Source organism: Agrobacterium tumefaciens, from assembly GCA_025559845.1.
In the GTDB taxonomy this organism is placed as follows: Bacteria; Pseudomonadota; Alphaproteobacteria; order Rhizobiales; family Rhizobiaceae; genus Agrobacterium.
Window position 1 is genome coordinate 873747 of sequence record CP048469.1, and the last position, 22897, is coordinate 896643.

Sequence of the window (22897 nt, forward strand, 5' to 3'; positions counted from 1 at the left end):
TTGCTCTTGAAGGGGGAGGGCGCTAAGACGCCTTCGCATTACTGTTTCAGGAGCCTTCACCATGTCGAACACAGATGCTTTCTTCTCCCGTCCGCTTGCCGATGTCGATCCGGAAATTTTCGGCGCGATTGAGAAGGAACTCGGTCGCCAGCGCCACGAGATCGAACTGATCGCCTCGGAAAATATCGTCTCCCGCGCTGTGCTTGAAGCGCAGGGTTCGATCATGACCAACAAATACGCTGAAGGTTATCCGGGCAAGCGTTATTACGGCGGATGTCAGTTCGTTGACATCGCGGAAGAGCTGGCGATTGAACGCGCCAAGAAGCTGTTCGGCGTCAATTTCGCCAACGTCCAGCCGAACTCCGGTTCGCAGATGAACCAGGCGGTGTTCCTCGCGCTTCTCCAGCCGGGTGATACCTTCATGGGTCTCGATCTGAACTCGGGTGGTCACCTGACGCACGGTTCGCCGGTAAACATGTCCGGCAAGTGGTTCAACGTCGTGTCGTACGGCGTGCGCGAAGGCGACAACCTGCTCGATATGGACGATGTTGCTGAAAAGGCTCGTACCCACAAGCCGAAGCTCATCATCGCCGGCGGCACGGCCTACTCCCGTATCTGGGACTGGAAGCGTTTCCGCGAGATCGCTGATGAAGTTGGCGCTTACCTGATGGTCGACATGGCGCACATCGCCGGTCTGGTTGCCGGTGGCCAGCATCCGTCGCCGTTCCCGCATTGCCACGTTGCCACGACGACGACGCACAAGTCGCTCCGCGGCCCGCGCGGTGGCGTTATCCTGACCAATGACGAAGATCTGGCCAAGAAGTTCAACTCGGCTGTCTTCCCTGGCCTCCAGGGCGGTCCGCTGATGCACATCATCGCCGCCAAGGCTGTTGCCTTCGGTGAAGCGCTGCAGCCGGAATTCAAGGACTACGCCGCGCAGATCGTCAAGAACGCCAAGGCACTGGCAGAAACGCTGATCGCTGGCGGTCTCGATGTCGTTTCCGGCGGTACCGACAACCACCTCATGCTGGTCGACCTTCGCAAGAAGAACGCAACCGGCAAGCGTGCGGAAGCAGCGCTCGGCCGCGCCTACATCACCTGCAACAAGAACGGCATCCCGTTCGACCCTGAAAAGCCTTTCGTGACGTCGGGTGTCCGCCTTGGCGCACCGGCCGGCACGACGCGCGGCTTCAAGGAAGCTGAATTCCGTGAAATCGGCAAGCTGATCGTTGAGGTTCTCGACGGTCTCAAGGTTGCCAATTCGGATGAAGGCAATGCTGCCGTTGAGGCTTCCGTACGCGAGAAGGTCGTTGCTTTGACCGATCGCTTCCCCATGTACCCGTACATGTAAGAGAGGAACGAGATGCGCTGCCCTTTTTGCGGTTCTGAAGACACGCAGGTCAAGGACTCTCGTCCGGCGGAGGACAACACCTCCATTCGCCGGCGGCGCATCTGCCCCGATTGCGGCGGCCGCTTCACGACCTATGAGCGCGTGCAATTGCGCGAACTGATGGTCATCAAGAAAAGCGGCCGCAAGCTGCCGTTCGACCGGGAAAAGCTGGTGCGATCTTTCGAGATCGCGCTGCGCAAACGCCCGGTTGATCGTGACCGGATCGAACGTGCCGTTTCCGGTATCGCCCGTCGTCTGGAAAGCTCCGGCGAGACGGAAATCCCATCTGAAGAAATCGGCTTGCAGGTTCTCGAAGCGCTGAAAAGCCTCGATGACGTTGCCTTCGTGCGGTACGCCTCGGTCTATCGCGATTTCAGCCACGCCGAAGACTTCGAAAACGTCATTGCCGAGATCAACGCGAAGATTGCGCGTGATACGGAAGGCGGGGTCTGAACGTGACGACCCGTGCCGATGACGAAAGATTCATGGCGCGGGCGATCGACGTTTCGCTGCGCCATCAGGGTCAGACCGAAACCAATCCCTCTGTTGGCTGTGTCCTCGTCAAGGACGGCCAGATCATTGCCGAAGCCGTCACCGCAATCAGCGGCCGTCCGCATGCCGAGCGTCAGGCGCTTGAACTGGCAGGCGAGGCGGCGCGGGGTGCGACGGCCTATGTCACTCTCGAACCCTGCTCGCACTGGGGCAAGACACCGCCATGCGCCAATGCGCTGGTTGACTATGGCGTGGCCCGTGTCGTCGTTGCCGTTGATGATCCCGACGAGCGTGTATCGGGCCGCGGCTACGAAATTTTACGCGCCGCCGGTATCGTGGTCGAAACCGGTCTGCTGCGTGAAGAAGGCGAGCGCGCACTTGCAGGTTACCTCACACGCAAGGTTAAAAATCGCCCGCATGTGATTCTGAAGCTTGCGGTTTCTGCAGATGGCATGATCGGCCGTCGGGGCGACGGACAGGTGGCGATCACCGGCCCGGAAGCGCGCCGCGCAGTGCATGAACTGAGGGCGCGTTGCGACGCGATCCTTATCGGCATCGGTACGGCGTTGGCCGACGATCCCGAACTGACCGTGCGTATCGAGGGCCTCGAGCAGCGCTCGCCCGTTCGCATCGTTCTCGATCGCCGGCTTGAGCTGCCGTTGACCTCGAAGCTGGTGAAAACGGCGGGGAACGTGCCGGTGATTGCGGTGACACTCGAGGCACCCCTCGATGCATCTGTCGCGCTTCAGGGTGCCGGCGTTGAAATCCAGCAAGCCTCGACGCTTGATGACCTCCTTCACGCTTTAGCGGAACGGGGCATGTCGGAACTGCTGGTCGAAGGCGGCGCCTCTGTCGCTCGCGCATTCCTCGAGGCTGGTCTCGTCGACCGTATCATGCTGTTCGAAAGCCCGGTGGTGGTGGGCGAAAACGGGGTTGAAACGCCGCTTCGTCGTGCCGATATCCCGGACGATTATCTGCTTGTCAGCGAAACCGCCTATGGCGCCGACCGCTGCTTCGATTTTGAAAGGCCGCTTTGATGTTTACCGGAATTGTAACCGACGTGGGAACCGTGTCCGAACTTGAGGCCCTGCCGGAAGGCGTGCGCCTTCGCGTGGCGACCAATTACGATCCCAAGACCATCGACATGGGCGCATCCATTTCGCATGGCGGCGTTTGCCTGACAGTGACGAAACTGCCCGATACCGGCAGCAACGAGCGCTGGTATGAAGTCGAAGCCTGGGAAGAAGCCCTGCGCCTGACGACGATCGCAAGCTGGCAGAAGGGTACGCATGTCAACCTCGAACGCGCGCTGAAGATCGGCGACGAACTCGGCGGCCACATTGTCTCCGGCCATGTTGATGGCAAGGCGGAAATTCTGTCGGTCGAATCGGAAGGTGAAGCGGTTCGCATTCGTCTTCGTGCGCCTGAACATCTCGCAAAGTTCGTCGCGCCCAAGGGTTCTGTCGCGCTCGACGGCACCTCGCTGACCGTCAACGCGGTCGAGGGTACCGATTTCGACGTTCTGTTGATCCGTCACACGCTGGCCGTCACCACCTGGGGCGAGCGCCAGCCGGGCGATTTCGTCAATTTCGAAGTCGACACCATGGCACGTTACGCCGCACGTCTGGCCGAATTCCCGTCGAACTGACGGGATGGCGCCGTTCAGCGGCGCGACGTGAGTACGGTCGAGGAGAGGGGATTTCGACATGCCGTCATTGGAAGTGCTGACCGCGTTTTTTGTCACCACCGCCCTGTTCGCCTATATTCCAGGTCCCGCCATGCTTTATGCGGCGGCGCAGACCATGGCACGCGGACGTTTTGCCGGGCTGATGGCGGTTCTAGGTATCCATGTCGGCTGCTACTTCCACATTTTTGCGGCATCCGCCGGTCTGTCGGTCCTGTTTCAGGCGGTTCCGTGGCTCTATCTCGCGGTCAAGCTGGGTGGCGCCCTGTACCTGATCTGGCTCGGTTTCTCGATGCTGCGCAGCAAGCTTGAAGGTGAAAACGTCAATCTTGCCATCGAACCGAAATCGGCGCGGCGCGCCTTCATCGACAGCATCATCGTCGATGTTCTCAACCCCAAGACCGCGCTGTTCTTCTTGGCTTTCCTGCCGCAGTTCGTCGATCCCTCGGCTGCTTTTCCTGTCTGGCTGCAATTCCTGATCCTCGGCATCGCCGTCAATTTCATCTTCTCTTCTGCCGATCTGGTCGGTGTGCTTCTGGCTGGCGCAATGGTCGGACGGTTGAAGCGTTCGAGTGCGGTTCAAAGGCTCGCCAAACGTGCGGCCGGAACGGTTCTGATGGGGCTTGGAGTCCATCTGGCCTTCCAGAAAAGCTGATCGAAACGGTCAAAACCTGGCCTGGAATGTCCCTGCAAAGCTGCCGGGTGGGGCAGCCATGCGTTAAAAATACTTGCCAAGAACGGCAAGCCGTGGTTTGACCGCCCCAAAAGCCGGTTTGATCCGGCGCGAACCTTTTCAGGAAAATCCCATGTCCAAGCCTCATCTTCTCATCGTGGAAGCACGTTTTTACGATGATATGTCCGATGCTCTTCTCGATGGCGCCAAGTTTGCGCTCGATGAAGCCGGTGCGACCTATGACATCATCACCGTTCCCGGTGCTCTCGAAATCCCGCCGGCAATCGCCATGGCGCTCGACGCGGCGGACAATGAAGGCACGGAATATGACGGCTTCGTTGCTCTCGGCATGGTCATCCGTGGCGAAACCTACCACTTCGACATCGTTTCCAACGAGTCGTCCCGCGCCCTGATGGACCTCGCTGTCAGCGAATCTCTCGCCATCGGCAACGGCATCATGACCGTCGAAAACGACGATCAGGCCTGGGCTCGCGTTCGCCGTTCCGACAAGGACAAGGGTGGTTTTGCCGCTCGCGCCGCGCTGACCATGATCGAACTCAAGAAAAAACTGGGTGGCTGAACGCATGTCGAACGTTGAAAACGGCGGCGCACCGCGCCAGCCTTCGGTCAAGCCCGTCAACCAGCGTGGCGCTGCGCGTCTTGCCGCTGTGCAGGCACTCTACCAGATGGATGTCGGTGGCACCGGCGTGATGGAAGTCGTTGCGGAATACGAGGCGCATCGTCTCGGCCAGGAAGTCGATGGCGACACCTACCTCAAGGCTGACCCGTCCTGGTTCCGCTCGATCGTATCAGGCGTTGTTCGCGACCAGACGAAGATCGATCCGATCGTTCGCTCCGCCCTTCTGGAAGACTGGCCGTTGTCGCGTCTCGACGCCACGGTGCGCGCCATCCTTCGCGCCGGCGCTTTCGAGATTCTTGAGCGCAAAGATGTGCCGGTTGCCGTTGTCGTGACCGAATATGTTGAAATCGCCCGCGCCTTTTTTGCGGAAGACGAGCCGAAGCTCGTCAATGCGGTGCTTGACCGTATTGCCAAGCAGGTTCGCGGCGAGACAAAACGCTGACTATGAGAATGTGAGGAAGACATGAGCGCAGTACCCGCCACCGGACTTGAGACTCAACTGGTTGCGGCGAAGCGGAATGTCTTTCTGCTGACTGTGGCGCAGGCGATCATGGGATCGGCTGCGCCTTTGAGTTTTGCGGTGGGGGGCCTTGCCGGCTACCAGCTTCTCGGAGCGGACAAATCGCTGGCAACAGCGCCGCTCACCGGCTTCAATCTCGGTGTGGCACTTGGCGCCATCTGCGTTGCCTTCGCCTCCCGCTTTCTGGGACGCAAGGCGGGCTTTATCGTTGGCGCGCTGATGTCCTCGACAGGCGGCGCGGTCGCGGCACTGGCACTTTTCCGTTCGGAATTCTGGCTTTTCGCATTCGGCCTGCTGCTGATCGGTATTTCCGGTGGCTTTACCCAGAAGATCCGCTTTGCGGCGGCCGACGCCTCTCCATCCTTTTACAAGCCCAAGGCCATCTCGTGGATTTTGGGCGGCGGCATCGTTTCCGCCATCGTCGGGCCGCAGCTTGCGATTTTCGGCAAGGATATTCTGGCCCCCGTGACCTTTGCCGGAGCCTTTCTGGCGCTGGTGCCGCTCGGCCTTGCCGCCATCGCCGTTCTTGCCTTCCTGAAACTGCCGGATCTGAAAGCCTCTGCCGGCGCGGCGGAACCTGCGCGCCCGCTTTCGGAAATCGTCAGCTCGCATCGTTTCATTACCGGCATGGTCTGCGGTATTGGCAGTTATGCGCTCATGACCTTCATGATGACCGGTGCGCCGCTTGCCATGGTCATCGGTTGCGGTTTTCCTTCCGAACTCGCCACGCTTGGCATCCAGTGGCATGTGATTGCCATGTTCGGGCCGAGCTTTTTTACCGGCATGCTGATTTCCCGCTTTGGCGCTGAAAAGATCGTCGCTACCGGTCTGATCGTGCTGATGGGCTGCGCCATCGTTGCGCATATGGGCATTGAGCTTTGGAACTTCTGGACGGCGCTCATTCTGCTTGGCCTTGGCTGGAACTTCGGTTTCATCGGCGCGACCTCGATCATCACCTCCTGCTATCGCCCGCATGAGGCCGACAAGGTGCAGGGTTTCCACGATATCGTGCTGTTCGGCACCGTGGCGCTTTCGTCCTTCTCTTCCGGCAAGGTGTTCACGGCCTGGGGCTGGTCGGTCATGAACCTCGTCATCTGGCCTGTCGCGGGGCTTTGCCTTCTGCTGGTCCTGTCTCTTTTGCTGAGCGGCAGAAAAAAGACCGCGTGACGGCCGGGCGCAGCTTGCGCCACGCTGAACTGGTTAAATTCCAAATCAAATGTAGGGGTTGACGCCGCGCCTTCCGGCAACGCAATCTCGACGTGCAGGCATTTTTTCCTTGGGAGGGGAACAAATTGCCGCAGCACATGGTTTCGCCGCGCCGGGGAGGGAGTGAGACCCGGCCTTTTGGGAGGTAAGTGCGCATGACCGTAATACCCATTGTAATTTTATGCGGTTTCCTGTCCGTGGTTTACGCGGCATGGGCGACCAAAAGCGTTCTCGATGCCGATGAAGGCAACGAGCGTATGCGGGAAATAGCGGGTTATATCCGCGAGGGTGCGCAGGCTTATCTCACTCGTCAGTATCTCACCATTGCCATCGTCGGGCTGATTGTTGCAGTCCTTGCCTGGTATCTCCTGTCGGCCATGGCGGCCATCGGCTTCATCATCGGCGCCGTGCTGTCAGGCGCTGCCGGTTTCGTCGGAATGCACGTCTCGGTGCGCGCCAACCTGCGCACTGCGCAGGCCGCATCCCACAGCCTTTCGTCCGGTCTCGACATCGCCTTCAAGTCGGGTGCGATCACCGGCATGCTCGTGGCTGGCCTCGCGCTCTTGGGCGTATCGATCTATTACTTCATCCTCACATCGGTGATGGGCCATCCGGCCGGTTCGCGTGAAGTGATCGATTCGCTCGTGTCGCTCGGTTTCGGCGCATCGCTGATCTCGATCTTCGCCCGTCTCGGTGGCGGCATCTTCACCAAGGGTGCGGATGTCGGTGGCGACCTTGTCGGCAAGGTGGAAGCGGGCATTCCCGAAGATGATCCACGCAACCCGGCAACCATTGCCGACAACGTCGGTGACAATGTCGGCGACTGCGCCGGCATGGCGGCCGACCTTTTCGAAACCTATGCCGTTTCGGTCGTCGCAACCATGGTTCTTGCGGCCATTTTCTTTGCGGGAACGCCGGTGCTGGAAAGCGCCATGGCCTATCCCCTGGCGATCTGCGGCGCCTGCATCCTGACCTCGGTTGCCGGAACCTTCTTCGTCAAGCTCGGCACCAACAACTCCATCATGGGCGCACTCTACAAGGGACTGATCGCAACCGGCATCTTTTCGATTGCCGGTCTCGCCGTCGCAACTTTCGGCACAATCGGCTGGGGTCCGATCGGCACGGTCGCCGGCATGGAGGTGACGGGCACAAACCTCTTCTTCTGCGGCATCATCGGTCTGGTCGTGACGGCCTTGATCGTGGTGATTACCGAATATTACACCGGCACCAACAAGCGCCCGGTCAATTCCATTGCACAGGCCTCCGTCACCGGTCACGGCACCAACGTCATTCAGGGACTTGCCGTGTCGCTGGAATCGACCGCGCTGCCAGCCATCGTCATCGTCGGCGGCATCATCACCACCTATCAGCTCGGTGGCCTTTTCGGCACCGGTATTGCGGTTACGGCCATGCTCGGTCTCGCCGGCATGATCGTAGCGCTCGATGCCTTTGGTCCCGTCACCGATAACGCCGGCGGTATCGCGGAAATGGCCGGTCTCGATCCGGATGTACGCAAGGCGACTGACGCGCTGGATGCCGTCGGTAACACCACCAAGGCGGTGACCAAGGGTTACGCGATCGGCTCTGCCGGTCTCGGTGCACTGGTGCTGTTTGCCGCCTATTCGAACGACCTGTCCTACTTCGCCGCCAATGGCGAGACCTATCCCTACTTCAAGGATGTCGGGGAAATCTCCTTCAGCCTTTCCAACCCTTACGTCGTCGCAGGCCTGCTGTTTGGCGGCCTTATTCCCTATCTGTTCGGTGGCATTGCCATGACGGCGGTTGGCAAGGCTGCAAGCTCGATCGTGGAAGAGGTTCGTCGCCAGTTCCGCGAAAAGCCCGGCATCATGGCCGGTACGGAAAAGCCGGATTACGGCAAGGCTGTCGATCTGCTGACCAAGGCGGCGATCCGGGAAATGGTCATTCCCTCGCTGCTGCCGGTTCTCGCACCCATCGTCGTCTACTTCGGTGTGCTGCTGATTTCCGGCTCCAAGGCGTCCGCCTTCGCAGCACTTGGCGCTTCCCTGCTGGGCGTCATCATCAACGGCCTGTTCGTCGCCATTTCCATGACATCGGGCGGTGGTGCCTGGGACAACGCCAAAAAAAGCTTTGAAGACGGTTTCGTTGACAAGGATGGCGTGCGTCACGTCAAGGGTTCTGATGCGCACAAGGCATCCGTAACAGGCGACACGGTGGGTGACCCTTACAAGGATACCGCTGGCCCTGCCGTCAATCCGGCCATCAAGATCACCAATATCGTGGCCCTGCTACTGCTGGCGATTCTCGCCGGCTGAAGCCTCGAAAGTCCCGCCAACAAGAAAGGCCCGTGGATCGCTCCACGGGCCTTGTTATTTTGGGATGGGTTTTGCCCGTTACGGCGTATTGCCTTCCGCACCCAGAATGCTCTTGGCGATGTTGGCGCCGGACGTGCCGCCCGAAAGAAGCTGCTGCAGGAAGGTGAGGTCCTTGCCGCCTGTTGGCGTCGTGCGCGAAATCGTGTCGAACACCTTGCCGTCCTGAAGCGTGTAGTTGGCCTTGCGCTCGATTACGCCATCCTTGTTGAAATAGATGGCCAGAATGTTCTGCTCGACAAGCTGCGGCTTGAGGAAGGCGGCGCGACGCACGCGCTTCTGGGAAATGTAGTAGAAGACTTCGTTGCCGAAGGTCGCGGTCGTGGACGGCGTGCCCATCGTCAGCAGAACCTGTTCGCGGCTGGAACCTTCCGGAATGAGCGGAAGCGACTGTTCGTCCATGACGTAGCCGTTATGGAAAACATCGGTCGTGCTGCTGCACGCAGAAAGAAGACCGGCTGAGAGTACAACGGCGATGGCGGTTGCGCTCAGGGTCTTGCTATGACGTGTCGATTTCTGCTTGCTCAACTGCGACTCCCCGACTGCGGTCATGAATCATACCTTCCGGCATTACGTGGTGCACAGTGTCTGTGCACATGATTATGTCAATCCGGGGACGGACACGTCCGCTTTCCCCTTGAATGCAGTGCTTTCGCGCCCGGTTCAGCCTCCTCCGGTTCTCTTCGACTGTTTCAGCCGCAAGATGAACGTGACCGCGATGGCATTGCAATTCGTGGATGCTTCGGTAAACCAGCTTTCACGATCATGCAACAAGTGCGATGGGTCGGAATCGAAATCACCGGTTCTGTGCGGAAAAAACGATGATATTCGGGCTGTTCAAGAAGAGAAATAACAATCGCGCCATAGTCGACCGGCAATACACGGTCCTGACCTCGGCAGCACGTACGCCCGAATTTTATCTCGATATGGGCGTTCCCGACACCGTTATGGGCCGTTTCGAGATGCTGGCTGCGGTGATGATTCTCTATTTTCGCCGCACGAAAACCTCTGATGTCAGCGGTCAGGAGATCGCCCAGGAGATTGTCGACGCTTTTTTTCAGGACCTCGACCACTCGATGCGGGAGCTGGGGATCGGCGATCAGGGCGTTCCCAAACGCATGAAGAAATTTGCCGGCATGTTTTACGGGCGGCTCGAATCCTACGCCGCCGCGCTTGATGCTTCCGATTCCGCAGCTCTTGCGGCTGCCCTGAAGCGCAATATATATCCGCAATCAGATGAAGCCGCGCCCGACATGATGGCGCTGGCACAATGGATGATGAAGGCGTCAGACGTTCTTTCCGCGCAATCCGAAGATAGGGTTGCGACTGGAAGCCTGACGCTTCCCTTGCCCGGACAGTGAGGTTCAAAATGAACGCGCGACATGCAGCAAACGACGACGTGCCTTTTTCCTATCCCGTGAAGGTAGGCCATATTTCCGCCAATCCCGTCAGGATTGGTCTCGAAGCCGATGCGGAAGAGCTGAAGGCGCTGGCTAAATTCTGGGATGTTGTCTCCGTCGAATACCTGAAGGCGGAGTTGCAGGTGTCCCGTTGGAAAAAGGACGGTATCAAAATCAAGGGCGAAGTGCACGCTGCCATAACCCAGTCTTGCGTCGTGACCCTCGAGCCTGTGCCGAGCAAGATCGATGAAACGGTGGAGCATATTTTCGTTCCCGAGGGATCGAAGCTGGCGCGCATGGTCACCAACGAACAGGGCGAGATCGTTCTCGATCCGGATGGTCCGGATATTCCCGACCAGTTCACCGGTGACAGCATTGATGTTGGCGCCGTGGTTGCGGAATTCGCAGCTTTGGCGATCGATCCCTACCCACGCAAACCCGACGCCGAATTCGCGGTGAAAGGCGAAAAGGAGCCGGAACTGGAAAAACGGCCTTCGCCCTTTGCCGTGCTGAAAGACTGGAAAAAAGACTGAATGCGCCAGGCGGCGGAATAATTTTATTGTAACAAAAGCCGGAAAAGGTATTTTCGCGCAAAAATTCGCTGCAACGGCGGCAAGAAGGACAAGGGACGAGTGATCAGAATAGCAATTGACGTCATGGGCGGCGACTTCGGCCCTGATGTTGCCATCCCCGGTGCCGCCAAGGCGCTTGATCGGCATAACGATGTGACTTTTCTGCTGTACGGGCAGAAAAGCAAATGCGAACCCATTCTGGCACAGTATCCCGCGCTCCGGGAAAAGTCGGTCTTTCACGATTGTGAAGTTTCTGTTGGCATGGACGAAAAGCCGAGCCAGGCGTTACGCCGTGGTCGCTACGTCTCCAGTATGTGGCGCGCTATCGAGGCCGTGAAACTGGGTGAAGCAGACGTTGCCGTCTCTGCCGGTAACACCGGCGCTCTGATGGCCATGGCCAAGTTCTGCCTGCGCACCATGGCGCGCGTCGAGCGTCCGGCGATTGCCGGCATCTGGCCGACGTTGAAAGGCGAAAGCATCGTGCTCGACGTCGGCGCGACGATCGGTGCGGATTCCCAGCAGCTTCTCGATTTCGCCCTGATGGGTGGCGCGATGGCGCGGGCGCTGTTCGATATCGACCGTCCGACGGTCGGCCTGCTGAATGTCGGCGTCGAAGAGGTCAAAGGGCAGGATGAGGTTCGCGAGGCGGGTCGTCTGATCCGTGAAGCCGATCTCGCTACCATCGATTATCGCGGCTTCGTTGAAGGTGACGATATCGGCAAGGGTACGGTGGATGTCGTCGTCACCGAGGGCTTTACCGGCAACATTGCCCTGAAAGCAGCCGAAGGCACGGCACGCCAGATCACCACACTGCTGCGTGAGGCGATTTCCCGCAGCTTCATTGCCAAGATCGGCTACATCCTGGCCAAGAGCGCGTTCGACGTGCTGCGTGAGAAGATGGACCCGCGCAAGGTCAATGGTGGTGTGTTTCTCGGCTTGAACGGCATTGTCATCAAAAGCCACGGCGGCACGGACGCCCTTGGTTTTGCGTCCGCGGTCGACGTTGGCTACGACATGGTCCACAACGGCCTGACAGCGAAAATAGAAAACGACCTGAAGGTTTACCACGCAAGACGGCTTCCGCCACCGGCGCCCGAAGCACTCGTGGCTGATGAGGAATAACGGAATGATCCGCTCTATCGTACGTGGTTTCGGGGCAGCGCTCCCGAAGCGTGTCATGACCAACCAGGAAATCGAAGGGGTTGTCGAAACCTCCGACGAATGGATCGTGCAGCGCACCGGCATCAAGCAGCGTTACATCGCCGGCGAAGGTGAAACGACGGCGTCGCTGGGTGAAGCGGCAGCGCGCGCAGCCCTCGACAATGCCGGTCTGACACCTGCTGACATCGACCTCATCATCCTGGCGACGTCAACGCCCGACAACACCTTCCCGGCAACGGCCGTCAACATCCAGAACCGTCTGGGCATGACGCATGGCTTTGCCTTCGACGTTCAGGCTGTCTGTTCCGGTTTCGTCTACGCCGTGTCGACGGCCGATCTCTACATTCGCGGTGGCATGGCCAAGCGCGTGCTGGTTATCGGTGCCGAGACCTTCTCGCGCATTCTCGACTGGAAGGATCGCACGACCTGCGTTCTGTTCGGTGATGGTGCCGGTGCACTGGTGCTTGAGGCAGGTCAGGGCGAAGGCACGTCCGCTGATCGTGGTGTTCTGACCTCGCAGCTGCGCTCCGACGGCTCGCACAAGGACAAGCTCTTCGTTGATGGCGGCCCTTCGACCACCGGTACGGTCGGTCATCTGCGCATGGAAGGCCGCGAAGTCTTCAAACACGCTGTCGGCATGATCACCGACGTGATCGAAGCCGCGTTTGACGCGACGGGCACCACCGCCGACGACCTGGATTGGCTCGTGCCGCATCAGGCCAACAAGCGCATCATCGACGGCTCGGCGAAAAAACTCGGCATCGATCCCGAGAAGGTCGTCATCACCGTGGACCAGCACGGCAACACCTCTGCCGCTTCCATTCCGCTGGCAATTGCGGTTGCTGCCGGTGACGGACGCATCAAGAAGGGCGATCTGGTGATGCTGGAAGCCATGGGTGGCGGTTTCACCTGGGGCGCGGTGCTGTTGCGCTGGTAACACTTGTGTTTCGGCAATGACTAAACCATTGCAGCAATTGCCGAAAGCCACACGTGAATCTGGAACAATCGCTTGACCGGTCGTCACAAGGGAAATAATCTCGGCGGCTCAAGAGAAAATTTTTTTTGACGGTTTGCGGGGAAAAATGGCCGGGAAGACAGTGACACGCGCAGATCTGGCAGAATCTGTGTTTCGTAAGGTAGGACTGTCCCGTACCGAATCCGCTGAACTGGTCGAGACGATCATCGACGAGATTTGCAACGCCATCACACGCGGTGAGGTTGTCAAACTCTCGTCCTTTGCAACGTTTCAGATCCGCGAAAAGAACGAGCGTATCGGCCGTAACCCGAAAACGGGTGAGGAAGTGCCGATTTCTCCGCGTCGCGTCATGACCTTCAAGGCGTCCAACGTCCTGAAGCAGCGCATTCTCAAGGCGCACACGGCCCGCAAGGTCAAGCAGAAGAGCCAGAAAGCCGGCTCTTAAACGCCTGTCGGTTGCCGGATTTTACCGGCAGCATCCTGCGTTTTCCGTTCCTTCCTGTGAACATACTTGAATTTCAACGTTCAAGCCGTTGAAATGAAGTCGATTCGCATCATAATCAATTTTAGCGATTTGAATTTGCGCATCGTCCCGTCGAAAATCGATCCCGGTTTTCACGCGCTGCGTGAGGGATCTGGCATCCTGCGCTATCGACGGTCTGGATGGGAGTTAAGAGTTGGACAAAAGCCCCGACGCGTTTCGCACAATCAGTGAAGTGGCGGATGATCTGAACCTGCCGCAGCATGTGCTTCGTTTCTGGGAAACGCGTTTTCCTCAGATCAAGCCCATGAAGCGGGGCGGGGGGCGTCGTTATTACCGTCCCGACGATATCGATCTTCTCAAGGGCATTCGCCACCTTCTCTATGATCACGGTTACACCATCAAAGGCGTTCAGAAGCTTCTGAAAGCCAATGGAAACCGTTTCGTTGCGGCCATTGCATCCGGCGATCTTGCCACGATGGAAGCCATCATGGCGGCAAGCGGCGAGAAGGAAGTGGCCGAACCACGGGTGTTGGATGCGGATGAGGACGAAGTCGTCGGCCGTGCCAAGGTTAAGCCAAGCGGCCGGTTCTTCGGTTTTGGCGGCAGCAGCAGCGATTCCGATGTGTCGATCGGCAAGTCCAGCATCGGCAAGGATGACCAGGCACTGTTGCAGGAAGCCCTGTTTGATCTTCTGGAATGCAAGCGCCTGCTCGATCAGGTTCGTTGATCCGTTATCCACAGGCATCTTGAAATGCCAACCTTTCGGAAACTCCTTTCGCCGATAATGCGGCTCCGTAAAAAGGAGTCCAACCGTGAGCAATCGAAAAACGAAAGCGCGGCGGCGCACGTCAGGAAAATCGAGTGGCGGCAGTGTATGGCCGTGGCTGCTGATGTTCGGCGTCGTTGTGGGCGGCATTCAGGCTTACGAACATCGCGATAGCCTCCTGCCAAAACGGCAGTTTGCCAGGACAACACAGCAGCCGGCCAACCCGTCACGCCCCACGGAGACCGCCAGACGCGAGGCGACGGCACCGGTGAAAACCGCGTCTATCCGTCCCTCTGCGCCTACGCTGCCGGGCAACGGCCCCATCCCGCCACGCCCCATCAACACGGTCCCTGCCTCACGGTCGGCGCAGGTTGCCACCTTGCCTGAGACACGGCCTGCCGTTGAAAAAGCCTCGTTTGGTGAAAAGAGCGGCGCCTTTGCTTTCTGCGGACAGTCCGGTCTCAACAATTGTGTGGCAGACGGCAATACGTTCTGGATGAAGGGCGTGAAGATGCAGATCGCAGGCATCAGTGTGCCGCAGATCGACGGCGCACGTTGCATGGAAGAGCGCCAGCGTGGTTTCGTCGCCAAGGTTCGCCTGCGCGACATGCTGAACGCCGGTGCCTTCAACGTAGCCTCCGGCGGTAACAACGGTGCTCAACTCTCCCGCTCTGGCGTTTCCTTCGCCGACCAGCTCGTTCGCGAAGGACTGGCGCATCCGGCAGGGGCAAAAAACCAGTCCTGGTGCGGTCGGCTTTAGTGTCGAATTCGATTTAGGGAATTCGCTTGCTAATTGTCGATGAAGCGCGCAGGCTCTTTCTTCCGGTAGCTTTTTAAAAGGGCGTTACCGTTTCAAGGTTAAATTCCTTGGCCCCAACGAAAGGAGGACATGATGTCTTCCATAAGTGAACAAGGCCTGATTACCTCTGACGATCTGAAGATGTTGCAAGTCGTATTGTCTGATGCGGGCTTCGGCTTCCATATGCTCGAAGACGACGAGCGATCCTTTAACGCTGCCGCACGTAAAATTATTCAGCTTTTTCAGGATGGAATGACCGATCCTGATGACCTCAAAGAAGAAATGCTCTTCTTGTTCGGGATACAGAAGCGGGACCGCGTGACATTTCGAAAACCGCTCCCGCGATATGCCATTCAGGGCCTTCCTATACTCAGCAAATAGTGGGGAAAAACCCGTGCGCGCTTATGTTCTCGGCAGCATGCTGCTTTGGGGAGTGTTCTTTTCTGTCTGGTATCTTTTGACCGTTTATGCGGCCAGGACCGATTTGGATGTGATGGCTCCCAAGGCATCGGCAATAGAAATTATGTCAGCCTCTCAATGCAGTGTGGAGGTCACGGCACTTTTTGCGATGAGCGACAAGCTTTTGAAGGCTGGTGGACCGGAGGTTCCAGTCGATCTACGCAGAAATATTGAATCCTGTATTTCTTCAGATGTGGTGAGCCGAGAAAAGATTACGGCAACTCAACTCATTCGATTTTTCCCAGGTGAAAAATAATAGGATTGTAAAAATTGCGAAGGGAAAAGAAAATATCTGAGATAAATTAACTGCATTAAAACAGTGACTTCAAAACAATCTATCATGAAATTTGGCAATTTCATTGCAAATCTTGAAATTTCATCATATATACAGTCATCGACACATTGCTTGTGACGTCGGTCCAGAGCTTAGCTCCCGTCGGATTTCCTCTCAAAATATCGATCCAATCCTGCGAGGTTTCGCGGGAACAACAACGATTGCTTTGAAAGGAAATCGTTATGAACACTGGTACCGTAAAGTGGTTCAACGCAACCAAAGGCTTCGGCTTCATTCAGCCTGACAACGGCTCGACGGACATCTTCGTCCACATCTCGGCTGTTGAACGTTCTGGCCTGAGCTCGCTCGTTGATGGACAGAAGGTCCGTTACGACATCGTACAGGACCGCAAGTCCGGTAAAAGCTCGGCTGACAATCTTCAGGCAGCATAAATTTGTCATTTGCTCACAGCCGACCACGGATGTACTGGCGGCCAGAGTGGATGACGATGAGAGGTCGGGGTAACGCCCGGCCTTTATTTTTCTGGGCCTAGGAGGCTCTCATGCCGAACGTCCGTTATCACACCGGCGATACAATCGTACTCAAAGCACGCACCCGTGGCAGCGTGCAACCGAAGGGAACGGGTCAGATCCTTGCAGTGCTGCCAATCACATACGGCCTTGCCCGCTACCGGGTCCGTCTTAATGGCGAAAATTTCGATCGTAATATCGACGAGGACGATATCGACACCGAAGCCTCCACGGCTCGCGTGATTGAGGTGAACCGGGCATCCGCACATCAAAAGGCTGGTTCGAGCTGGATCGATTTGTCCGCTCTCAAAACCAGGAAATAGACCAGCGTCAGATAAGGAGAGATTTTGCAAGTTATCGTTCGGGAAAACAATATTGAGCAGGCGCTTCGTGTCCTGAAAAAGAAATTGCAGCGCGAAGGTGTCTTTCGTGAAATGAAGGCCCGCAGTGCCTACGAAAAGCCATCCGAAAAGCGCATCCGCCAAGAGGCCGAGTCTGTTCGCCGTCACCGCAAACTGCTGAAAAAGAAGATGCAGCGTGAGGGATTGCTTCCTGCTCCAAAGAAGGCTGTTCGACCACGTTGACCACGTCATTTGAGGTCTGAAACAGCGATCTTTCGCACCCTCTGGGAGGTTACTGCAGGGTTTCTGACTACACGGTCATTCCGTTTGGATTCCAGAGTTCCTGGCATTGAACATGAGAGGTTGAGATGTCTTCCGTCTGTAAAACGTCCGTAGAAGAATTCGAACGACTGAACACTGCTCTTGTCGACGCAGGAATGCGAAACTTCAGTAATGCGACAGAGCAGTTGATCAGAATGCGTGCTGCGCGACACCTCATTGCGCAGTTTGTAAAAGACAGTGAGGAGCTGCCGCCAGTCTGATCGTTCTGGACTGCGCTTGAGGAGCGCCAGCGCCTTTTCAGGGCAGGACATTTCCGACAGACTTCACAAAAGATTGGAACGTCGATGAGCGAAACGAAGGAATTCTCGGTTAGCAGCAACGGTGATCGGTGGTCTCTGGAAGTCGAGGATGGCCAAATGACTGTGGTGCACAAAGCGAATGAGCCATCCGGCGGGCACCAGACGCGCACGTCACTTGCCGATTTCCTTGAAGAACACGCTGGAAAGCCAGAACATTCAGCGCTTCTTCAGGTGCTTGGACAGTCTCAAAGTGAAATACAGAGTCAATTGGGAGCGGAAGTCACCGAAGACTCAACCCTGGAAGAGCAGCCGGACGCCAAGGATTGACTGTATCGGTCACACTCCTGCTCCATAGAGCTGTCCGTCCACGTTGACTGTGCGTTATATCTTCCTGAAAGGAATTCGTTATGACGATTACGAAAGAGGCATTCTTCAAGCCTGAAAAGGCCCCAACTCAAAATAAGGCCTCTACAACTGATAGTGCTGCAAAACAGATCATTGCTGTAGAGGCAGCCCAGCGTGCGCAGAAAACCGCACGGTTGCGTCTCATGCGGGAAGCGCAAGAAACCGTACCAGTCTCTACGCCAACACCCCGTCGAAAAAAGTCATGATCTCCGATACCTGCTCACCGCAAGTGTTGGTTCTTGCGCGGAATTGAGATGCGTCCCGTGCCGAGACATGTCGGCAATCCCGTGCCCGTAGAGTTCTCGGAAAATCGCGAGCTACTTTTGGCGCATCACAGCTTTGCGGAATGAGAAGAGGGCGTTTTCAATCGTTGCACCGCCCTCGGGATAATGTTTGAGCCAATCGGCACAGGATGATTGTGCTGTCTCTTGCTAGGGTGTTTGCGCTTTATTCCTCGATATCACCCCGGTTTTCAGTTGGAAGCCAGCCTCGCGTAAAACCTCTACCCATGGCCGCCGTTGCGAGCGCAAGCTGCAGACGTAAATGCTGAATGTCCTCCATCAACGTCTCGATCGCAGCGCGGCTGTCGCCGTCATGCCAGGCAATGATATGTTCAACCGGATCTGCCTCCGGCTCTCTTGATTGTAGGCGCACGTTCTCATTCTCCGGTTCAAGAGTTCAAAATTGCCCTGCATTTTTCGAAAGGCACACGCCGCCGTGCCAAGCGATGTTCCTATTATGTTCTCGTAGGCAAATGAGTCAAGCCCAAGTCTTTGCCGTCTTGAGATGATGGCGATTTTGCCTTAGGTCCGGGAAGGGGAGATTGCCAATGAACCATCCAAGCGAACAGCCTGAAGCCAATCCGAAACGCCGCCCGATCTGGCCCTGGCTCCTACTTGGCGCGCTGACCTTGGGCGCCATCTACGTCTATTGGGACATCATGGAAATGATCGAGGATACCGTCCGCCTCTGGAACGATCTCGTGCAGCTCTTCTGGTTGATTATTCCCGACAGGCCGGAATGATGATGCGGCCGCGAGTGAACGCGGCGCGCATGGATGACCGTACGATATTCGCTCTGTCGGCGACGATCACGCGCCAGCGATGATGTCGCAGATGCCCTTGCGAACGATGTTCTTGTCGGTAACCTGCCCGGCCTGAATGCTGAACACGACATCAATCCGCACGCCGGCGCCTTTCTGCCGTGCAACAACCCGCAGCGTCTGAATTCTGCCGCTGCCCGACGTCTCCTGGTGAGCGTCCACGGTAGAAAGTGCCTTGTTGATCTGGATGCCGGAGAAACCTTCTGCCGCAACAGCCTGAGCAAGCTTCTGAAGAACGGCAGGCGCCTTCGCCTTCGGCAACTCCTGCCAGGACTTGTAGGACACGGCCGTCAGCATGGGTACGCCCGAAACACTGAAGTTTTTCTCGCAGGACGCTGCGAAGGCCGAGCTGGAAAGAGTGAAGAACGCAAGAAGCGCGATTGTCGTTTTCATCATAGATACCCCCAAACCTTTTGAAAAAACACGCTTAGCGTTTGCGGTGGAGTCGATGCAACTGAAACTTATGAGGTGTCAGATGTTCTAATTCGACCGCAGCTCACAGCGGAACTGTGGGAGCAACTGGGCATGTCTCAATATTTGGCAGACCTGACCGCAGGTATCAGATGCCTGTCACACGGCAACGTCGACTGAAAGCAGTCTCATCCGCTTAGAGTTTTGAAATATCAGGTATTTTTTATCTTTATTGGTGCGGACGGCGGGACTTGAACCCGCAAGACCAAGGGCCGGCAGATTTTAAGTCTGCTGCGTATACCGATTCCGCCACGTCCGCGCTCACTCCCATCTACACAGTGCGGGCGGTTTCGGTCAACTGCATCCGTCGCCTTTTGTCGGCGTCAGCTCCGCCAGAAAATCGGCATCAACAGAACAAGAACCGTCAGGATTTCGAGACGTCCAAGCAGCATCAGGACCGACAGCAGGTAAAGTGCGGGATCGCTGATGGTCGAGAAGTTGCCGACAGGCCCGATGATCGGCCCGATGCCGGGACCGACATTGGCGAGTGACGTTGCCACGGCCGAGGTTGCCGTCAGGAAGTCGTATCCCATGGCGCTCATCGCCAGGCTGCCCGCAATCCACAGCGCGATGAAACAGCTGACGAAGAGAAAGACGGTGCGGATCGTTTCCGGATCGACCACCTGTTTGCCGTAGCGCACCGAATAGACCGCGTTGGGGTAGATGAGTTTCTTCAGGCCTGCTCTCGCCACATTGAACATGATGAGGAAGCGATAGGCCTTGATGCCGCCGGCCGTCGAGCCTGAACAGCCGCCCATGAAGGTCGCAAAGAACGCCACCACCACAACGAACGGCCCCCACAGCGTATAATCGTCGCTGGCAAAGCCGCCGGTCGAGAGGATCGAGGTCATGTTGAAGAAGGAGTGGCTGAGGGCTTCGTCCAGCGCCACGCCATTTCGCAAATGGTGGTACACGCCAACAGCGATGGAAATGGCGCAGAGATAACCGAGAAACACGAAAATCTGGGGATCGCGCAACGTCTCCAGCCTGCGCCGCACGGCCAAAAGGATCATCACGGAGAAGGGCAGGCTGCCGAAGATCAGGAAGATCGTCGCAATCCACAGAAGGGCGGTGTTGTTGAAATAGGCGAACGAGGCGTCATGCGTGGAAAAGCCACCGGTCGCAACTGTAGACATCGCATGGTTGAGCGCATCGAAATGGCTCATTCCGGCAAAGTCGAAGGCGACGGTGCAGGCGAATGTCATGATGATGTAGATGCCGACGAAGGCGCGGGTGAAGCTGGCAAGCCGGGCGAAGGGTCGGTCGTTGCCGGTATCGGATGATTCCATGCGAAAGAACGTCATGCCGCCGACGCGTAGCAACGGCAAAATGAAGAGCCCCAGTGCCACGATACCGATACCGCCGAGCCAGCATAGCAGCGAACGCCAGATCAGGATGCCCTGCGGCGCGTGATCAAGCCCTGAAATGGCGGTAGACCCCGTCGTGGTAATGGCGGAAACGGATTCGAAAACGGCCTGCCCAAGCGTCAGATTGAGTTCCGACAGAAAGAATGGCACCGCGCCGATCACCGAAAAGACCAGCCACAGAAGGTTGACGAGCAGAAAGCCGAACCGTTTGTTGAAGCTGGTGATGGGACCGCGTGTCGCCAGCGCACAGGCAAGTGCGAAGCCGCCACACATGAAACCGGACAGCGCAAACACCTTCCAGTCGTCATTGCCATAATAAAGGTCGGTCAGGGCGGGCACGAACATCGCCGTTGCCATGTAAAGCCCGAAGATCGAAGCCACGTAGATAACCGAGCGCAGAAGGTTACTGTTCAAGAAATGAAACCCAGAGTTCGTGGCCGCGCTGAAATGAGTCTTTGTCTCCGACGTCTTCCTATGGCATAGCGAGTGCCATCATGAATTTCAATGGATTGACAATCGTGGACAAGCAGCTTGTGGAGGCAGCGCGGCGGGAAGTACGGGAAATCTTTCCTGAAACGCCGTTGCAGTTGAATGAACATCTTAGCCGTCGGTACGGCGCTTCGATTTGGTTGAAGCGTGAAGACCTGACGCCGGTTCGTTCCTACAAGATTAGAGGCGCATTCAACTTTCTGCGTAAGGCCGTTGCCAAGGCTGGCAAGGACAAGGTTTTCGTCTGTGCATCCGCTGGCAACCACGCGCAGGGCTTTGCCTTCGCATGCCGTCACTTCGGCGTTCGCGGCGTCGTCTTCATGCCGGTTACCACACCGATGCAGAAGATCGACAAGACCCGCATCTTCGGCGGTGAGTACATTTCCATCCGCCTCGTCGGCGATATCTTCGACCAGTGCTATGCCGCAGCGCGCGCCTATGTCGAAGAAAACAACGGCTACATGGTGCCGCCCTTCGACCACACCGACATCGTCGAAGGTCAGGCGACCGTGGCTGCCGAAATCGTCGATCAGCTTCCCGATGGCACGACACCTGATCTGGTGGTGATGCCGGTCGGTGGCGGTGGCCTTTCGGCTGGTCTTTCCGGTTTTCTGGCGGGAACGGTCAAGAAGGATGGTTTCATCTTCTGCGAGCCGGAGGGCGCGCCGAGCCTGAAGCGCAGCCTTGAAAAAGGCGAGCCGGTCACGCTCAACAAGGTCGATAACTTCGTCGACGGTGCAGCCGTTGCCCGTATCGGCGACCTGAACTTCGAAGCGCTGAAGAGCTTTCCGGCAGAGCAGGTCATGCTCATTCCCGAAAACGCGATCTGCGTCACCATCATCGACATGCTGAATGTCGAAGGCGTGGTTCTGGAGCCTGCTGGCGCCCTGTCCATCGCCGCGTTGGAAAAACTCGGACGCGAAAAGCTCGAGGGCAAGACGGTCATCGCTGTCGTGTCGGGCGGCAACTTCGATTTCGAGCGCCTTCCCGATGTCAAGGAGCGCGCCATGCGTTACGCGGGCGTGAAGAAATACTTCATTCTGCGCCTGCCGCAGCGTCCCGGCGCGCTGCGAGATTTCCTCAACCTGCTCGGCCCGGACGATGATATCGCCCGTTTCGAATATCTGAAGAAATCCGCCCGCAACTTCGGTTCGATCCTCATCGGTATCGAAACCAGCGACAAGGATAACTTCTCCGGCCTGCTGGAACGTTTCGAGGCGGCGGGTCTTGGTTATGAGGACATAACCGAGAACGATATTCTGGCGAACCTGATTATCTGATCCCGGAGCGGACAGGGAAGGGAGAGAAGCGCTCTCCCTTCAAAACACGACGTTGACACAGGGAGTGAAAGTCATGGCCTCGTTTTTCTCGAAAATCCTTTCCGCTTTCGGTTCCGGTCAGCCGTCCGATGCTCCGCAGAAGGTCGCCCAGGTGGAGCCGCACGCGCATGGCGAATATCTGATCTACCCGACGCCTATCAAGGAAGGCGGTCAGTTCCGCCTCGCCGGTCGTATCGAGAAAAAGGTCGGAGACGAAACGCTGGTGCACGAGTTCGTGCGCGCCGATGTTTTCACCAGCATGGACGATGCGGTGGAGTTTACGGTTCGCAAGGCGCAGCTCATCATCGATCAGAACGGCGCATCGCTCTTTTCCGGGAAATGAGGGCGCCTTTTTCCAGTTCTCATTAAGATTCCGTTTGTCGCTTCGCCCTATCGTCTCGCGATGTGGACATGAAGTTGCGCCGGTCTGTTGGCGCGATGTGGA

General features: G+C 57.4%; 30 protein-coding genes and 1 tRNA gene. 26 read left to right on the top strand and 5 right to left on the bottom strand.

The window, feature by feature from the left end:
- Window positions 1-61: 61 nt before the first annotated feature.
- From FY156_04220 to FY156_04260, 9 genes are all read left to right on the top strand, one after another.
- On the top strand, window positions 62-1351 hold the full coding sequence (locus FY156_04220; GenBank protein UXS00755.1) for a serine hydroxymethyltransferase: 1290 nt from the start codon (window positions 62-64) through the stop codon (window positions 1349-1351).
- 12 nt (window positions 1352-1363) lie between these two features.
- Window positions 1364-1843, top strand: a complete 480-nt coding sequence (nrdR, locus tag FY156_04225) for a transcriptional repressor NrdR (GenBank protein ID UXS00756.1) — start codon at window positions 1364-1366, stop codon at window positions 1841-1843.
- Window positions 1844-1845: 2 nt separating this feature from the next.
- A complete protein-coding gene (gene ribD, locus FY156_04230) occupies window positions 1846-2919 on the top strand; it encodes a bifunctional diaminohydroxyphosphoribosylaminopyrimidine deaminase/5-amino-6-(5-phosphoribosylamino)uracil reductase RibD (GenBank protein UXS00757.1) in 1074 nt (357 codons plus the stop codon).
- Window positions 2919-3530 carry a riboflavin synthase gene (locus FY156_04235; protein UXS00758.1) on the top strand — a complete coding sequence of 204 codons (612 nt, stop codon included), beginning with the start codon at window positions 2919-2921 and terminating at the stop codon, window positions 3528-3530. Before ribD ends, FY156_04235 begins: the two co-directional genes overlap by 1 nt.
- Before the next feature lie 58 nt (window positions 3531-3588).
- A complete protein-coding gene (locus FY156_04240) occupies window positions 3589-4221 on the top strand; it encodes a LysE family translocator (GenBank protein UXS00759.1) in 633 nt (210 codons plus the stop codon).
- Window positions 4222-4339: 118 nt separating this feature from the next.
- Window positions 4340-4819, top strand: a complete 480-nt coding sequence (locus FY156_04245; protein UXS03016.1) for a 6,7-dimethyl-8-ribityllumazine synthase — start codon at window positions 4340-4342, stop codon at window positions 4817-4819.
- A 4-nt stretch (window positions 4820-4823) separates the two neighbouring features.
- Entirely contained in the window at window positions 4824-5321 is a 498-nt protein-coding gene (nusB, locus tag FY156_04250) for a transcription antitermination factor NusB (protein ID UXS00760.1), read from the top strand.
- A 21-nt stretch (window positions 5322-5342) separates the two neighbouring features.
- A complete protein-coding gene (locus tag FY156_04255) occupies window positions 5343-6566 on the top strand; it encodes an MFS transporter (protein UXS00761.1) in 1224 nt (407 codons plus the stop codon).
- Between the two features lie 194 nt (window positions 6567-6760).
- A complete protein-coding gene (locus tag FY156_04260; GenBank protein ID UXS00762.1) occupies window positions 6761-8899 on the top strand; it encodes a sodium-translocating pyrophosphatase in 2139 nt (712 codons plus the stop codon).
- Between the two features lie 78 nt (window positions 8900-8977).
- Here the strand turns inward: FY156_04260 and FY156_04265 are convergent, their stop codons facing one another.
- Complete coding sequence (locus FY156_04265; protein UXS00763.1) at window positions 8978-9508, bottom strand: outer membrane protein assembly factor BamE; 531 nt, start codon at window positions 9506-9508, stop codon at window positions 8978-8980.
- A 269-nt stretch (window positions 9509-9777) separates the two neighbouring features.
- On the opposite strand from FY156_04265, the gene FY156_04270 reads away from it, so the two are divergent.
- The 14 genes from FY156_04270 to FY156_04335 all read left to right on the top strand — a co-directional run bounded on the left by FY156_04270 (window position 9778) and on the right by FY156_04335 (window position 17910).
- The gene (locus FY156_04270; GenBank protein UXS00764.1) at window positions 9778-10317 is read left to right on the top strand and encodes a ubiquinol-cytochrome C chaperone; all 540 of its coding nucleotides are present in this window, start codon (window positions 9778-9780) and stop codon (window positions 10315-10317) included.
- Window positions 10318-10325: 8 nt separating this feature from the next.
- Window positions 10326-10889 carry a DUF177 domain-containing protein gene (locus FY156_04275; protein ID UXS00765.1) on the top strand — a complete coding sequence of 188 codons (564 nt, stop codon included), beginning with the start codon at window positions 10326-10328 and terminating at the stop codon, window positions 10887-10889.
- Between the two features lie 99 nt (window positions 10890-10988).
- On the top strand, window positions 10989-12050 hold the full coding sequence (gene plsX, locus FY156_04280; GenBank protein UXS00766.1) for a phosphate acyltransferase PlsX: 1062 nt from the start codon (window positions 10989-10991) through the stop codon (window positions 12048-12050).
- A 4-nt stretch (window positions 12051-12054) separates the two neighbouring features.
- The gene (locus FY156_04285; protein ID UXS00767.1) at window positions 12055-13026 is read left to right on the top strand and encodes a ketoacyl-ACP synthase III; all 972 of its coding nucleotides are present in this window, start codon (window positions 12055-12057) and stop codon (window positions 13024-13026) included.
- Between the two features lie 145 nt (window positions 13027-13171).
- On the top strand, window positions 13172-13510 hold the full coding sequence (locus FY156_04290; protein UXS00768.1) for an integration host factor subunit alpha: 339 nt from the start codon (window positions 13172-13174) through the stop codon (window positions 13508-13510).
- Window positions 13511-13742: 232 nt separating this feature from the next.
- Window positions 13743-14276 carry a MerR family transcriptional regulator gene (locus FY156_04295; GenBank protein UXS00769.1) on the top strand — a complete coding sequence of 178 codons (534 nt, stop codon included), beginning with the start codon at window positions 13743-13745 and terminating at the stop codon, window positions 14274-14276.
- 85 nt (window positions 14277-14361) lie between these two features.
- Window positions 14362-15075: a nuclease gene (locus tag FY156_04300; protein UXS00770.1), complete on the top strand. Its 714-nt coding sequence runs from the start codon at window positions 14362-14364 to the stop codon at window positions 15073-15075.
- 180 nt (window positions 15076-15255) lie between these two features.
- Window positions 15256-15495 (top strand): hypothetical protein, encoded by a 240-nt coding sequence (locus FY156_04305; protein ID UXS03017.1) that lies wholly within the window; start codon window positions 15256-15258, stop codon window positions 15493-15495.
- Between the two features lie 13 nt (window positions 15496-15508).
- Window positions 15509-15829 carry a hypothetical protein gene (locus FY156_04310; protein UXS00771.1) on the top strand — a complete coding sequence of 107 codons (321 nt, stop codon included), beginning with the start codon at window positions 15509-15511 and terminating at the stop codon, window positions 15827-15829.
- Window positions 15830-16089: 260 nt separating this feature from the next.
- Window positions 16090-16299, top strand: coding sequence for a cold-shock protein (locus FY156_04315; GenBank protein UXS00772.1), 210 nt, complete (start codon window positions 16090-16092; stop codon window positions 16297-16299).
- A gap of 110 nt (window positions 16300-16409) precedes the next feature.
- Window positions 16410-16700, top strand: a complete 291-nt coding sequence (locus FY156_04320; protein UXS00773.1) for a cold-shock protein — start codon at window positions 16410-16412, stop codon at window positions 16698-16700.
- Window positions 16701-16724: 24 nt separating this feature from the next.
- Complete coding sequence (rpsU, locus tag FY156_04325) at window positions 16725-16961, top strand: 30S ribosomal protein S21 (protein ID UXS00774.1); 237 nt, start codon at window positions 16725-16727, stop codon at window positions 16959-16961.
- 383 nt (window positions 16962-17344) lie between these two features.
- Window positions 17345-17626, top strand: a complete 282-nt coding sequence (locus tag FY156_04330; GenBank protein UXS00775.1) for a hypothetical protein — start codon at window positions 17345-17347, stop codon at window positions 17624-17626.
- 80 nt (window positions 17627-17706) lie between these two features.
- Window positions 17707-17910: a hypothetical protein gene (locus FY156_04335; protein UXS00776.1), complete on the top strand. Its 204-nt coding sequence runs from the start codon at window positions 17707-17709 to the stop codon at window positions 17908-17910.
- Window positions 17911-18151: 241 nt separating this feature from the next.
- Here FY156_04335 and FY156_04340 read toward each other — a convergent pair whose 3' ends face one another.
- Window positions 18152-18358, bottom strand: a complete 207-nt coding sequence (locus FY156_04340; protein UXS00777.1) for a dehydrogenase — start codon at window positions 18356-18358, stop codon at window positions 18152-18154.
- A 175-nt stretch (window positions 18359-18533) separates the two neighbouring features.
- Between FY156_04340 and FY156_04345 the strand changes: the two genes are divergently transcribed.
- Entirely contained in the window at window positions 18534-18728 is a 195-nt protein-coding gene (locus tag FY156_04345) for a hypothetical protein (protein UXS00778.1), read from the top strand.
- A gap of 66 nt (window positions 18729-18794) precedes the next feature.
- On the opposite strand, the gene FY156_04350 is transcribed toward FY156_04345, so the two are convergent.
- The 3 genes from FY156_04350 to FY156_04360 all read right to left on the bottom strand — a co-directional run bounded on the left by FY156_04350 (window position 18795) and on the right by FY156_04360 (window position 21058).
- Window positions 18795-19199, bottom strand: a complete 405-nt coding sequence (locus FY156_04350) for a hypothetical protein (protein ID UXS03018.1) — start codon at window positions 19197-19199, stop codon at window positions 18795-18797.
- Window positions 19200-19450: 251 nt separating this feature from the next.
- Window positions 19451-19536 (bottom strand) — tRNA-Leu (locus FY156_04355).
- A gap of 64 nt (window positions 19537-19600) precedes the next feature.
- A complete protein-coding gene (locus tag FY156_04360) occupies window positions 19601-21058 on the bottom strand; it encodes a TrkH family potassium uptake protein (protein UXS00779.1) in 1458 nt (485 codons plus the stop codon).
- Window positions 21059-21138: 80 nt separating this feature from the next.
- Between FY156_04360 and ilvA the strand changes: the two genes are divergently transcribed.
- Together ilvA and FY156_04370 are read left to right on the top strand one after the other, a co-directional pair.
- Window positions 21139-22413, top strand: a complete 1275-nt coding sequence (gene ilvA, locus FY156_04365) for a threonine ammonia-lyase (GenBank protein ID UXS00780.1) — start codon at window positions 21139-21141, stop codon at window positions 22411-22413.
- A gap of 73 nt (window positions 22414-22486) precedes the next feature.
- Window positions 22487-22795 carry a transcriptional activator HlyU gene (locus tag FY156_04370; GenBank protein UXS00781.1) on the top strand — a complete coding sequence of 103 codons (309 nt, stop codon included), beginning with the start codon at window positions 22487-22489 and terminating at the stop codon, window positions 22793-22795.
- Window positions 22796-22897 lie beyond the last annotated feature (102 nt).

Excerpts from the sequence above, each read along its gene's own strand:
- FY156_04260 (UXS00762.1), top strand. The coding sequence starts at position 6,761 with ATGACCGTAATACCCATTGTAATTTTATGCGGTTTCCTGTCCGTGGTT.
- FY156_04370 (UXS00781.1), top strand. The coding sequence starts at position 22,487 with ATGGCCTCGTTTTTCTCGAAAATCCTTTCCGCTTTCGGTTCCGGTCAG.
- FY156_04315 (UXS00772.1), top strand. The coding sequence starts at position 16,090 with ATGAACACTGGTACCGTAAAGTGGTTCAACGCAACCAAAGGCTTCGGC.
- FY156_04270 (UXS00764.1), top strand. The coding sequence starts at position 9,778 with ATGATATTCGGGCTGTTCAAGAAGAGAAATAACAATCGCGCCATAGTC.
- ilvA (UXS00780.1), top strand. The coding sequence starts at position 21,139 with ATGAATTTCAATGGATTGACAATCGTGGACAAGCAGCTTGTGGAGGCA.
- FY156_04320 (UXS00773.1), top strand. The coding sequence starts at position 16,410 with ATGCCGAACGTCCGTTATCACACCGGCGATACAATCGTACTCAAAGCA.
- FY156_04290 (UXS00768.1), top strand. The coding sequence starts at position 13,172 with ATGGCCGGGAAGACAGTGACACGCGCAGATCTGGCAGAATCTGTGTTT.
- FY156_04305 (UXS03017.1), top strand. The coding sequence starts at position 15,256 with ATGTTGCAAGTCGTATTGTCTGATGCGGGCTTCGGCTTCCATATGCTC.
- FY156_04275 (UXS00765.1), top strand. The coding sequence starts at position 10,326 with ATGAACGCGCGACATGCAGCAAACGACGACGTGCCTTTTTCCTATCCC.
- nrdR (UXS00756.1), top strand. The coding sequence starts at position 1,364 with ATGCGCTGCCCTTTTTGCGGTTCTGAAGACACGCAGGTCAAGGACTCT.
- FY156_04220 (UXS00755.1), top strand. The coding sequence starts at position 62 with ATGTCGAACACAGATGCTTTCTTCTCCCGTCCGCTTGCCGATGTCGAT.
- FY156_04255 (UXS00761.1), top strand. The coding sequence starts at position 5,343 with ATGAGCGCAGTACCCGCCACCGGACTTGAGACTCAACTGGTTGCGGCG.
- FY156_04240 (UXS00759.1), top strand. The coding sequence starts at position 3,589 with ATGCCGTCATTGGAAGTGCTGACCGCGTTTTTTGTCACCACCGCCCTG.
- FY156_04265 (UXS00763.1), bottom strand. The coding sequence starts at position 9,508 with ATGACCGCAGTCGGGGAGTCGCAGTTGAGCAAGCAGAAATCGACACGT.
- FY156_04330 (UXS00775.1), top strand. The coding sequence starts at position 17,345 with ATGAGCGAAACGAAGGAATTCTCGGTTAGCAGCAACGGTGATCGGTGG.
- nusB (UXS00760.1), top strand. The coding sequence starts at position 4,824 with ATGTCGAACGTTGAAAACGGCGGCGCACCGCGCCAGCCTTCGGTCAAG.
- FY156_04285 (UXS00767.1), top strand. The coding sequence starts at position 12,055 with ATGATCCGCTCTATCGTACGTGGTTTCGGGGCAGCGCTCCCGAAGCGT.
- FY156_04235 (UXS00758.1), top strand. The coding sequence starts at position 2,919 with ATGTTTACCGGAATTGTAACCGACGTGGGAACCGTGTCCGAACTTGAG.
- FY156_04345 (UXS00778.1), top strand. The coding sequence starts at position 18,534 with ATGAACCATCCAAGCGAACAGCCTGAAGCCAATCCGAAACGCCGCCCG.
- FY156_04335 (UXS00776.1), top strand. The coding sequence starts at position 17,707 with ATGACGATTACGAAAGAGGCATTCTTCAAGCCTGAAAAGGCCCCAACT.
- FY156_04350 (UXS03018.1), bottom strand. The coding sequence starts at position 19,199 with ATGAAAACGACAATCGCGCTTCTTGCGTTCTTCACTCTTTCCAGCTCG.